General features: G+C 72.5%; 7 protein-coding genes. 1 reads left to right on the top strand and 6 read right to left on the bottom strand.

Annotated features, from left to right (window positions below; translation table 11 throughout):
• Positions 1–153: 153 nt before the first annotated feature.
• From ACYQ8L_RS17010 to ACYQ8L_RS17000, 3 genes are all read right to left on the bottom strand, one after another.
• Entirely contained in the window at positions 154–1,929 is a 1,776-nt protein-coding gene (locus ACYQ8L_RS17010) for a B12-binding domain-containing radical SAM protein (RefSeq protein WP_459943011.1), read from the bottom strand.
• 229 nt (positions 1,930–2,158) lie between these two features.
• Positions 2,159–3,613 (bottom strand): class I adenylate-forming enzyme family protein, encoded by a 1,455-nt coding sequence (locus ACYQ8L_RS17005; protein WP_459943010.1) that lies wholly within the window; start codon positions 3,611–3,613, stop codon positions 2,159–2,161.
• Positions 3,589–4,530 carry a GNAT family N-acetyltransferase gene (locus tag ACYQ8L_RS17000; RefSeq protein WP_459943009.1) on the bottom strand — a complete coding sequence of 314 codons (942 nt, stop codon included), beginning with the start codon at positions 4,528–4,530 and terminating at the stop codon, positions 3,589–3,591. Before ACYQ8L_RS17000 ends, ACYQ8L_RS17005 begins: the two co-directional genes overlap by 25 nt.
• Before the next feature lie 383 nt (positions 4,531–4,913).
• Between ACYQ8L_RS17000 and ACYQ8L_RS16995 the strand changes: the two genes are divergently transcribed.
• On the top strand, positions 4,914–5,792 hold the full coding sequence (locus ACYQ8L_RS16995) for an N-acyl amino acid synthase FeeM domain-containing protein (protein WP_459943008.1): 879 nt from the start codon (positions 4,914–4,916) through the stop codon (positions 5,790–5,792).
• A gap of 505 nt (positions 5,793–6,297) precedes the next feature.
• Here the strand turns inward: ACYQ8L_RS16995 and lpdA are convergent.
• The 3 genes from lpdA to ACYQ8L_RS16980 are packed head-to-tail and all read right to left on the bottom strand — an operon-like array spanning position 6,298 to position 11,699.
• On the bottom strand, positions 6,298–7,692 hold the full coding sequence (gene lpdA / locus ACYQ8L_RS16990) for a dihydrolipoyl dehydrogenase (protein WP_459943007.1): 1,395 nt from the start codon (positions 7,690–7,692) through the stop codon (positions 6,298–6,300).
• A gap of 1 nt (position 7,693) precedes the next feature.
• Positions 7,694–8,995 carry a 2-oxoglutarate dehydrogenase complex dihydrolipoyllysine-residue succinyltransferase gene (odhB, locus tag ACYQ8L_RS16985; RefSeq protein ID WP_459943006.1) on the bottom strand — a complete coding sequence of 434 codons (1,302 nt, stop codon included), beginning with the start codon at positions 8,993–8,995 and terminating at the stop codon, positions 7,694–7,696.
• Positions 8,985–11,699, bottom strand: a complete 2,715-nt coding sequence (locus tag ACYQ8L_RS16980; protein ID WP_459943005.1) for a 2-oxoglutarate dehydrogenase E1 component — start codon at positions 11,697–11,699, stop codon at positions 8,985–8,987. Before ACYQ8L_RS16980 ends, odhB begins: the two co-directional genes overlap by 11 nt.
• Positions 11,700–11,846 lie beyond the last annotated feature (147 nt).

The raw sequence follows: 11,846 nt of genomic DNA, 5'->3' as shown, positions 1-11,846 counted from the left end.
TCGGCAGGGTACCCGGACCCCGGACAAAGCGAAAGGAGGTAGGGCTGAGGCGGGACCCTCCGGGACCGGGGAGCCCACGACGCGCCCGACGGCGCGCCCCCCTCGTGACTCCGGGCCCGATGGGCCGGGCTCCCGGACCCTGGCGCGCCCTCCTCAGGCGGCCGTGACCGACGGCGCCCGGGTGGCTTCGAGGGAGAGGCGGGCCAGCCGGCGGCTTTCGGCGTTAATCCGCTCCGACACCCCGAACAGGGTCCGGTAGTCGCAGGACACGATGTCGAGGAGGGTTTCCCGTTTGAAGGCCTCGGCCCCCTCCCTGCCCTCGTATCCGGCGGCCCGCAGCATCAGGAAGTGCTCGTCGGAGATGTCGGTGGGGATGCCCATCGCCTCCACGGCCTTCCGAAACCGGCCGCACTCGTTGAGGAGGTCCACGAAGCTCCGGCCCTGGAGCCCCACCTCGAGCCGGGGCCAGAGTTCCGGGGGTTTGTAGAGCACGTATTCGTACTCCATGGCCGAGGGGATCACCGACTCGTCGAACTCGAACCCGAACCGCTCGCGCTCGGTGTACCAGCGGCTGTGCTTGAACGGTCCGGGGGGAGTGACCATCACGGAGTCCGGCCCGAACTCCCGCAGGAGTTCCAGGTTCGCTTGGAACACGTCCTGGTCCGTCACGCCCTCCACGAGGGGGGTCGGGTAGATCAGGGCCAGCGACACGTCCACGTGGATCCCGGTGCGCCGCTCGGCCTCCCGGATGGCCCGGGCGGTCGCCACCAGGTCGGCCCGGGTCACGCCCTTGTTCATGACCACGTCATTGATCCGGTCGTGGCCGGTCTCGCCGCCGATGAACACGGCCCGGAGCCCCGAGCGCGCCATGATCTCGTACTGCCGCACCACCCGCTCGAACACCTCGGGGTTGGAGGCGTTCCGTACGGCCCGGCTCCCCATGCCGTAGCGCACCTGGAGGCCCGCTTCGAGGATGCCCTCGGCGATCCGGGCGCCGAAGGCCGGGGGGGTGTCGGAGCCGGCGAACCGGAAGATGCCCACGCCCTGGGCCACCATGGCCCGCATCTCCTCCACCACGTCCTCCACGGGCCGGGGCACGTACTTCTTGTAAAAATGGGGGTGGACGCAGAAGTGGCATTTGCCCCACGGGCACCCGAGGCTTTCGAGGAGCACGTGGATCCGCACCTTGCCGGGCCGCTCCCCGTAGCGGGGCACGGACTTCTTCACGAGCTTGACCGGCCGCTTTCTTCCCTTGCGGATCCCGCCGTCGGGTTCGCGCCAGATGGCGTTCTCGAACCGCCTGCCGGCGATGGCCCGTAGGAGGTCCTCCCGGGGCGCCCCGGGCATGGCGTCCAGGAGATCGAGGATTTTCGTCAGCGCGAACTCCCCCTCCCCCCGGATGGCCAGGTCGAAGGGGCTCCGCCGCAGCACCTCCTCCTCGTACAGGGTGGCGTGGTAGCCGCCGGCCAGCAGGAGGACGTCCGGGGCCCGCTCCCGCACCAGCGCCGCGAACCGCCGCGCCCACCCGAAGGCCTCGCCGTACCATAACTTCACGCCCACCACCGGGACCCCTTCCTCCACGACCCGCCACGCCAGATCGCTGAGCCGCGCTTCCATGGCCCGGCGCTGGAGGGCCGACTGGGCCTCCTGCAGGGCCACAGTGGCCGCGCCCACCGCCTTGACCCACCGGGGCGGGGGGCCCTCGCCCCTCCGGCCCAGGAGGAACGCATAGGTGGGCCGCAGAAGCCGGGCGATCGGCCCCACGGCGAGCCGGCGGAAAAAGTCGTCGGTGGCCCAGTCCTCGAGCCAGACCTCGTGGCCGTGCTGCTGGAGGTGGGTCGCCAGCACCCCGAGGCCGTTGTCGAAAAAGGTGTCGCTCGCCGACCGGCGGCGGGTGGTCAAGGAGTTCCACAGAAGGATCCGGGCCATGGTAGTCCTCGCGTGGTCCGTTTGGGCTGGAAAGCTGGGAGGCCGGAAAGCTCCCGGCTCCGGCCGGAAGTCCCCCGCCCCGCTTCGGGCGGCGCCCCTCTGGCCGCCTCGGCGGCCCCCGACACGTCTCCTCCGGGCCGGAGGGACGCGCCCGAAGGCTTCCGCGAGCGGGCGTCGTCCCCCTCCCCTTCGGCCGGAGGGCCGCCGGGCTTGAGGGGCAGGGCGCCCGTCACCCTGCCGCGAGCTTGTAGCTTCCGGTCTTCGGGGCCTCGGGCTCCATCGCGACGCGGCACGCCACGGGCGCCTCGCGGGCCAACCCTTCCGGGTCGATCCGGCAGCCCCGAGCCGGAACCACGTCGAGGAGGAACCCGTCCGGGGATCTCCCCACCCAGGCCAGGGCCACTTCCGGCCGGGCCTCGGCCCAGTTCCATAGCGTCCGGGCCTCCGGGGAAGGCACCCGGCCCTCCCGGCCCAACACGTGGAGGTACCCGTCCCCGTCCAGGAACCCGAGGTCGCCCGTGATGTAGTACCCCTCGGACCGGGTCGCGGCCGTGAGGTCCGGCCGGTTCCAGTAACCCGGCGACACCGTGGGGCCCCGGACCCGGATGGACCCCGCCTCCCCGGCCGGAAGCGGCCGGCCCTCGGGGTCGGTGATCCGCAGGTCCACGGCCCGGGTGGGACGCCCGGCCGTCGCCAGGAGCTCCTCGCGCAGATGCTCTTGGGGGTGTAGCAGGCACACCGGCGGGAGCGCCTCGGCCATGCCGTACCCCTGCTGGAGCACCGGCCCCAGCACCCCGAGGGCCTTGCGGATCCGAGCAGGGGGAGCGCCCTCGGTGCCGTAGATGACCGCCCGGAGCGATCGGGTATCACTGCGGGCGGCCCGCACCGCTTCCACGAACTCCGCGAGCATGGTGGGGGTCAGGAAGATCCGGGTCACCCCCCGGGTCTCGACCCACTCGGCGGCCCGGTCGGGGTCCCACGCCGGAAGGAACAGGTTCCTCGCCCCCGACAATACGGCCGGCAGGATCAGGGTGGAGCCCGCCGTGGCCAGGGGGATCGCGTGGAGGAACACCTCGTCGCGGCCCACGGGGGTGCGGTTCTCCCGCAGGGCATGGTAGAGGCTCGCCCCCCATCCCCGGCCCGTGCTCATGACCCCCTTGGGCTCGCCGGTCGTGCCCGAGGTGAAATTGATCGTTACGAGCCCGTCGGCCGAGCGGGGCACGGGGCTCGGGAGCGGCTCGGCCGACCCCAGGGCCCGCTCGTACGCCTCCCGGTCGCCCGTGAGGGGATCCACCAACAGGCCCGGGACCCCCGGGAGGACCTTCGGCCGAAACCCTAGATATGCCCGCGCCCCCACGGACTCGGCGATCCAGCCCAACCGGTCGTCCCCGGTGCCGGGCGGCACCGGCACGGCCACGGCCCCAAGCCACAGGCAGGCGAGCCGCGCCTCCAAGAAGGCGGCGTCGTTGGGGAGATCGATGACCACCCGGTCCCCCGGGCCCACCCCGGAGGCGCGCCAGGCCCCGGCCAACCGCCGCACCCGCTCCCCCAACCGGGCGTAGGTCGTGCCATCCCCGAGGGCCGGCCGCCTCGCGTTCTTCCGAAACGCCGGCCCCAGCAGCCGGTGGGGGAGCCCGGCCGCCCGGATGATCCCGAGGGTCAGCGCCTTTCCGAGGACGCCCATGGGGCCTCCTGCCGGGCTTCCGCCCAGGCCCGGTACGCCTCCGCCGAGGGAAAGCCGTGGGCCTTGGCAAACCCGTCCCGGTCCTCCGGCCGGGCGCGGTCTAGGGCTCCCGACCGAACCGCCAGGTCCCACGCCGTCGCCGGGTCGAGGGCCGGCCGGCGCTCGCCCCCCTGGAAAAAACCGTGCTCCAACCGGAAGAAAAACCGGCCCAGCCCGAACATCCGGTCGCTCTCCCTCATGGCCTGATCGAGCCGTTCCGGCAGCCGGTTCAGGTCGAGCTGAAGCGGCACGGCAGGCGCCCCCCGCACGGAGTCGTAGGGCTTCACCTCCCCGAACCGTTCGAAGAGGTACAGCCGCTCGTAGAACGGCACGTGCCGGGGGTTCACGGTGATCACCAGGTGGTCCACCCCCCGCTCCCGGGCGTAGTACAGGACCGCCTGGTGCAGCAGCCAGAAGAGCCCCCGCCGCCGCCCCTCCTCGTCGATCAGGAGCCACCGGTACCGAGAGTCCACGGCCAAGGCCGACACCTCGGCCAGCCGCGCCCCGGCCCCCCGGAACGCGGCCAGCTCGTCTCGGTAGAGCACGTCCATCGGAAGCCCCATCCCGTCGGGACTGTCGAAGATGAGGCTCACCGTCCCGAGGATCCGGGTCTCGTCCCGGGCCAGGAACACGAGGGTGGAGGGTACGAGCTGGTGGAGCGTGGCCCTGAGCCCGGACGGATGGGGCTCGGCGTACCCCATGTCCACGTACACGTCGTGGACCATGCGGAAGGCGGTCTCGAACTCCTCCCTGAGTTCCGCCACCTTGACGTTGGGTTTCTGGATGCCCCGGTCCGGGGCCATCCGGATGCTGCGCCGCCGATCCCTGCGCAGTTCCTCGGGCACGGCCCCGATCACCTGCTTCTCCCGTTCGTTCACCGGCCCTCCCGTCTCTCAGTCGGCGCACAAAAACGTGAGCCAAACCTTGCGGCCATGTCCTTTTTCTGTACACTTCCCCGACATCTCGGCCAAAAGGGCGGAAGGTGCCAGCCTGCCCGAGGCAAAATCGGAACGCAAGGCGGATTTCCTATGGACAAGACTTTTCCCTCCCGATACCCTGCCCGCGCCCCTCCTCGGCCCCCGGGAGGTGTTTCGTTTGGGGGACACCCGCCCGGCCCGAGTTCCGAAACCGTTCCCCCCGGGCCGCGGCCGGGGACGGTTTCCCGGGCTTTTTAGCCCAAGGCGGTGGGGGCACGGCGCATGCATGCCGGGGGGGCTTTGATCCGATTGGCCCTCGCCGACCATCCCAGGAGGATCGCCCCATGATCGCATCGGCGTGCAAGAAGGCCGAGACCCTGCTTCGGGTTCCGCTCTCGGCCGGCCCTTCCGCATCCCCGGTCCGGTTTTGCCAGGCGTCCCGGTGGCCCGAGCTCCGGGGCGCCTTTTCGCTGCTCTATAAAAACTACCTGGCCAAGGGCCTCCTTCGCCCCGACCCGGTGGGGCTCCGGTACACCCACTACAACCTGCTGCCCGAGTCCGCCACGTTCGTGGCCGCGACCCCGGCCCGGACCCTGGCCACCTTCAGCCTGATCCCCGACACCCGGTCCTTCGGCCTCCCCATGGACACCCTGTATCGGGAGGAACTCGACCGGCTGCGGACCGGGGCCCGGCCGGCGGAGATCTCGGGGCTCGCCGTGGCCCCCTCCTACGAATCGGTGAGTTTGCTCCTGATCTTGAACCTGGTGCGGCTCATGTACCACTACGCCGGAAAGATCGGGGTGACCGACCTCGTGGTGGCCTGCCATCCGCGCCACGCCCGCCTGTACACGAGGCTCTTCGGGTTCGAGCAGATGGGCCCCCTGCGCACGTACCGGGCGGTCAACGACGCCCCGGCCGTGGCCCTGCGGCTATGCCTGGCCGACGCGGAGGAGCGGTACCGGGCCGAATACGGCGCCGGCCAGGGGCTTCACGGTTTCTTTTTCCGGCAACTCGTGGCCCCGCCCAACGAGCCGCTGCGGGCCGGGGCCATGGACCCCGCCGCGGCACGACAACTCCTGGCGCTCCGGCCGGAACTCGTCGAAGCCCTGGAGGCGGGGGACCCCGGCCTCGTGGGCCGACTCACCGGCTGGCACCTGCCCACGGCGCGCCGGTTCCTGCCCGAGGCCCCCACAGGCTGGATGCCCGCCTTCGTGGCGGCGTGAGGGGCGGGTAGTCCGGGAGACGAGGGGGTACCCCGCCCTCGTGCGAGAGCCCCGTTCGCGTCCCCGTGGCCCCACAACGCGCAGGGCTGCGGGCCGGGTTCGCCCCCAACGGTGGAGCCGCACCCGTGTCAGGGACCGGTGCCCAGAAGACGGAGGGCACGGGTGTCCTCGAATCGCCACAGGCCCGTTGCCGCCGCCTCGGGGGACAAGGGGCCATCCGGAGAGCCGGGTGCGGCCGCACCGGTGACCGGAATTCAGAATTCGGCCGATAGGATTCCGTGACCCCGCTGCGCACCGACGTCTGTCCCCTGATGTCCGATTTCTGACGCGGGGGCCCCTTGCCCCGCCCGCCAGCGTGCGTAACACCGCCTACCGCCGGGCAATGGTTCCCCGACATCTGACATCTGAATTCTGCCCCCTGGATACGGCAGCCACCCCCGGCGGCTCAGGCGGGAGGTTGCGCTGACTCCACAAGGATTTTGGCCACCCGGCCTCCCCGCCCGAATCAGCCCGCTCCCTGGGCCATGCGGCAGGCCTCCCAGACGGCCTCGGCGAAGGTGGGGTGTGCGTGGGCGGTGCGGGCCAGGTCCTCGGCGCTCGCGGCCATCTCGAGGGCCAGCACGGCCTCGGCGACGAGGTCCGAGGCCCGCGGGCCCAGCAGGTGAACCCCCAGGAGCCGATCGGTTTTCGCGTCGGCGAGCACCTTCACGAAGCCCTCGGCCTCCCCGGCGGCCAGGGCACGGCCCGACGCACCGAACGAGAACACCCCCTTCCGAAAAGGGAGGCCCCGGGCCTTCGCCTGCTCCTCCGTGAGCCCCACGCCCGCGGCCTCCGGGTGCGTGTAGATCACCCCGGGGATGGCCAGGGGGTTCACCCTCGCCGGGATCCCGGCCAGGTTCTCCACGGCCGCGATCCCCTCCATCATGGCCTTGTGGGCGAGCATGGGCCCCTCCACCAAATCCCCCACGGCCAGGACCCCCTCGACCGGGGTCCGAAACGCCTCGTCCACCGGGATCCTCCCGGTCTTGGGGTCCGGCGCGAGCCCTATCGCCTCGAGCCCGAGGCCCTCGGTGGCCGGCCGCCGGCCCACGGCCACGAGCACCCGGTCGGCCTCCCGTTCTTCGACGCCTTTCCCCTCGGGCTCCAGGGTCAGGCGCACCCCGTCCGCCCCCGTTTCCGCCCCGGTGACCCGGGTCCGGGTCAGGATCTCCAGGCCCTGCTTCCGGAGCGCCCGCTCGAGCCCCCGGGCCACCTGGCCGTCCATGCCGGCGGCCACCCCCGGCAGAAGCTCCACCACGGTCACCTGGGCCCCGAGCCGGGCCCACACCGAGCCGAGTTCGAGGCCCACCGCCCCCGCCCCCACCACGACGAGGTGTTCGGGCACCGCCGGAAACGACAGCGCCTCGGTGGACGACACGACCCGATCCCCGTCCCACGGGAGCCCCGGGAGCTCCACCGGCACCGATCCCGTGGCGAGGAGCACGGTTCGGGCTTCCAAAACCACGCGATTTCCGTCGGGCCCCCCGACCTCCACCCGGCCCGGGCCGACGAGCCGACCCTCTCCCCGGATCACCTCGACGCCGACCCGGTCCAGCAGTTTCCGCACCCCCTCGGTGAGCCGCTCGACCACCGCCTCCTTCCGGGCCATCATCGCCCCGAGGTCGAGGGTGACGCCGTCCACGCCGATGCCGTGGACGGCGAGGCCGGCCCGCAGTTCGGCGTACCGGAGGCTCGAATCGAGGAGCGCCTTGCTGGGGATGCAGCCGACCCGCAGGCACACGCCCCCGAGCCGCTCGTCGCGCTCCACGCAGGCCGTCCGGAGCCCCAGCTCCCCGGCGCGGGCCGCCGCCGTGTATCCGCCAGGCCCCACCCCAATCACCACGAGATCGTAGCCGGCCATCCTACACCCCCAGGAGGAGCCGGGCCGGGTCCTCCACCCGCTCCTTGACCCGCACGAGGAACTGCACCGCCTCCCGGCCGTCCACGATCCGGTGGTCGTAGGTGAGCGCCACGTACATCATCGGCCGCACCACGATCTCCCCGTCCACCACCACCGGCCGGTCCTCCACCTTGTGGAGCCCGAGGATCGCGCTCTGGGGCGGATTGAGGATCGGGGTGGACAGGAGCGACCCGAACACCCCGCCGTTGGTGACCGAGATCGTGCCCCCCTCCAGGTCCGAGAGATCGAGGCGGTTTGCGCGGATCTTCTCCACGAAGCCGGCGATGGCCCGCTCGATCTCGGCCAGGGTGAGCCGCTCGGCGTGGCGCACCACCGGCACCACGAGGCCCCGGTCGGACCCAACGGCCACCCCCACGTGGCAGCCGTCCGGGTACACGATCTCGTCCCCCTCGATCCGGGCGTTGAGCCGGGGGAACTCGCCCACGGCCTCGGCCAGGGCCTTCACGAAAAACGAGGTGAGCCCCAGCCCCACGCCGTGGACCTCCCGGAACGCCTCCTTGTACCGCCGCCGAAGCTCCAGCACCCGGGCCATGTCCACCTCGTTGAAGGTGGTGAGCATCGCCGTGGTCCGGGCCGCCTCCACCAGGCGCTCAGCGATGCGGCGGCGGATCGGGCTCAGGGGCTCGCGGCGCTCGCCCCCCTTCTCGCCCGGCGGCTCCGGGGGGGGGCCGGGCTCCGGCTCGGGGGGGGTCGGCGAGGGAGCCCCGTCGGCCGGGGCTCCCCCCAGGTGGGCCAGCACGTCACCCTTCGTGAGGCGCCCCCCGGGCCCGGTGGCGGGAATCGCCCCGGGCTCGAGCCCGTGCTGGGCCACGAGCCGGCGGACCGCCGGGGAGAGCGGCTCCTCCGGTGGGGTCTCGCCCGGAGCGGCCCCCGCCCCCTGCGCCGGGGGCGCCTCCCCAGCGGCCTGCATCCCTTCCGGTGGCCGGGGGCGGGCCGGCGTCTTGGGGGGCGCCGACGACTCCTCCGGCGCCGACCCGGGGGCCTCCTCCGGCCCGGCGGCCGCCCCGGCCCCCTCCTCGATTCTCCCGACCACCTGGCCCACGGTCACGCTCGTGCCGGCCGGCACCAGGATCCGGAGCACCCCGTCCGCCTCGGCCACGACCTCCAGGGTGATCTTGTCGGTTTCGAGGAGGAACAGGGCCTCGTCCTTTCGGACCCCGTCCCCGTCGGCCTTGAACCACTCGGCGAGCACGGCCTCCTGCACCGACTCGCCCACCTGGGGCACCCGAACCTCAACCGCCATCGCGCACGCCTCCTGTTCCGCCGGCCGGACCCCCGCCTCCCAGGGCCTCGGCCACGATCCGCGCCTGCTCCTCTTTGTGGATGAACGAAAACCCCGTGGCGGGGCTCGCCGCCGGGGGCCGGCCCACGTACCGCGGCTCCGCCCCCACCAGGTCGCGCAGCAGCGGCGCCACGAACCCCCAGGCCCCCATGTTCCGCGGCTCTTCCTGGACCCAGACGGGCTCGGCCCCGGGATACCGGGCGAGGACCCCGGCGAGTTCGTCGGCCGGGAAGGGGTGAAGTTGCTCCAGCCTAACGATCGCCACGTCAGCCCGGCCCTCCGCGGCCCGGGCCGCGGAAAGCTCATAGAAGACCTTCCCCGAGCACAGGCAGACCCGCTTCACCCCGGCGGGATCGGGCGCGGCCGGGTCGTCGAGCACGGGGCGAAAGCCCCCTTGGGCGAGGTCCTCGAGCCCCGACACCACCTCCGGGTGCCGCAGCAGGCTCTTCGGGGTCAGAACCACCAGGGGCTTTCGGTACGGCGCCTTCACCTGCCGCCGGAGCGCGTGGAAGTACTGGGCGGGGGTCGTGGGTTGCACGACGATGAGGTTCTCCTCGGCGCAGAGCTCCAGGAACCGTTCCGGCCGGGCCGTGGAGTGGTCGGGCCCCTGGCCCTCGTAGCCGTGGGGCAGGAGCATCACGAGCCCGCTCCGGCGTCGCCATTTGGCCTCGCCGCTCGCCACGAACTCGTCCACGATCACCTGAGCGCCGTTGGCGAAATCACCGTACTGGGCCTCCCAGACCACCAGGGCCATGGGGTCCACCAGGGAGTAGCCGTACTCGAATCCGAGCACCCCGGCCTCCGTGAGCGGGCTGTCGTAGGCCCGAAACGGCGCCTGGGCGCCCGCCAGGCGCTCGAAGGCGCAGTAGGGCTCCCCGGTCTCCCGGTCGAACCACACCGCGTGGCGCTGGCTGAAGGTGCCCCGGCGGGTGTCCTCGCCGCTCAGGCGCACCGGCACCCCCTCGAGGAGAAGGGAGCCGAACACCAGGGCCTCGGCCCCGGCCCAGTCGGTGCAGCCCTCCCCCAGGGCCGCGACCCGCCGCTCCAGAACCCGCCGGAGGATCGGGTGCAACCCAAACCCCTCGGGCGGCGACCACAGATCCTTCCCGAGACCCTGCAGGATGTCCACCGGCACGCCGGTGGGGACGGGATCCGGCACATACCGGCTCCCGATGCCCTCCCACCCGGGCCAGGGTTCGGGAAGCACCCAGCGGCACGGCTCGGCCCGGGCGGCCTCGTAGGCCGCCTCGAGTTCGGCGTCGGCCGCCTCCCGGAGCGCCGCGATCTCCTCGTCGGCGAGGATCCCCTCGTCCCGGAGCCTCGCGCCGTACAGGACGGCCGCCGGCGGGCGCTCCCGGATCCGCTGGTACATCAGGGGCTGGGTGAAGTAGGGCTCGTCCCCCTCGTTGTGGCCGTACCGCCGGTACCCGACGAGGTCCACCACCACGTCCTTGCCGAACCGGTCCCGGTAGTCGGCCGCCAGGCGGCCCACCCACACCGCCTCCTCCGGGTACTCGGCGTGCACGTGGAACACCGGGGCCTCGATGGCCTTGGCGAGGTCGGTGGCGTAGCGGGTGGACCGGGCCGCCTCGGGAAGCGTGGTGTACCCGATCTGGTTGTTGAGCACGATGTGCACCGTGCCGCCCGTCGTGTAGCCGTCCAGCCGGGAGAGATTCAGGGTCTCGGCCACGATGCCCTGGCCGGCGAAGGCGGCGTCGCCGTGGACCAGCACCGCCACGGTGGCCTTGCTCCCGCCCTCCCGGTCCTGGAACGCCCGGACGATGCCCTCGACGACGGGGTTCACGGCCTCGAGGTGACTCGGGTTTTCGGGCACGGTCACGGCGACCTCCCGCTCGCCGTACCGGACCCGTCCCCGGTAGCCCTGGTGGTATTTGACGTCGCCCCCCCCGGGCAGGGCCTCCGGGTCGTAGGTGGCCTCGAAGGCGCACAGAACGTCCCGGAGGTCGCGCCCCAGGAGGTTCACCTGGAGGTTCAATCGGCCCCGGTGGGCCATACCCAGGACCACGTGCCGGGCCCCCCGGGCCCCGAGCCGCAACACGAGGGCCGCCACCAGGGGCAGCAGGGCTTCCGTGCCCTCCAGGCTGAAGCGGGTCTGGCCCGGGTAGCGCTTCTGGAGGAACTCCTCGAAGCTCTGGGCCCCCACGAGGAGCTCGAGCACGTGGCGCCGTTCCGGCTCGGTGAGGGGAGGCCGGGGGCCCTCGATCCGGTCCCGGAGCCAGTCCCGCTCCTCCGGATCGGTCACATGGGCCACCTCGAACCCCACGGGGCCGCAGTAGGTCGCCCGCAGCCGGCCCAGGACCTCGCCCACCGGTTCCGGCCCCCGGGTGACCCCCGGCACCTCGACGGCGCGGTCCAGGTCCTCCGACCCCAGCCCCACCGCGGCCGGTTCCAGGAGCGGATGGGACACCGGGCACTCGGCCAGGGGGTCGAGGCACGCGAGAAGGTGCCCGAGGGATCGGTACCGGTCCACCAGGGCGAGCACCCGGCACAGGAGATCGGGTTCGGTTCCCCCCGGCCGCCCCCCCGCGAACTCGAACCCCTCGAAAAAGGCCCGCCACTCCGCCGACACCGAGGCCGGATCGGCCCGGTAGCGCTCGTACTGGGCCTCCACGAAGCCCGCGCTTTCCAAAAACCCCTCGCCCATGGTCTCCCCTACGGCTGAAAGGAAAACGACGCCGCCTCAGGATACCCCCCGGGCCCGCCGGCGCAACCGGGCTCCCGTGACAGGTGCCAGAAGACAGAGGACAGGGAGTTCTCTGACCTCGGATACCAGGTTGCGTTCAAACAGACG

The organism is Deferrisoma palaeochoriense, assembly GCF_054656955.1.
The sequence above is the reverse complement of the archived record's forward strand: the minus strand, read 5'-3'. Positions and strand labels throughout refer to the sequence as shown.

What these genes read in the sequence shown, in the direction of transcription:
- ACYQ8L_RS17005 (WP_459943010.1), bottom strand. Translation starts at nt 3,613, where the DNA reads ATGGGCGTCCTCGGAAAGGCGCTGACCCTCGGGATCATCCGGGCGGCC.
- ACYQ8L_RS16995 (WP_459943008.1), top strand. Translation starts at nt 4,914, where the DNA reads ATGATCGCATCGGCGTGCAAGAAGGCCGAGACCCTGCTTCGGGTTCCG.
- ACYQ8L_RS17010 (WP_459943011.1), bottom strand. Translation starts at nt 1,929, where the DNA reads ATGGCCCGGATCCTTCTGTGGAACTCCTTGACCACCCGCCGCCGGTCG.
- ACYQ8L_RS16980 (WP_459943005.1), bottom strand. Translation starts at nt 11,699, where the DNA reads ATGGGCGAGGGGTTTTTGGAAAGCGCGGGCTTCGTGGAGGCCCAGTAC.
- odhB (WP_459943006.1), bottom strand. Translation starts at nt 8,995, where the DNA reads ATGGCGGTTGAGGTTCGGGTGCCCCAGGTGGGCGAGTCGGTGCAGGAG.
- lpdA (WP_459943007.1), bottom strand. Translation starts at nt 7,692, where the DNA reads ATGGCCGGCTACGATCTCGTGGTGATTGGGGTGGGGCCTGGCGGATAC.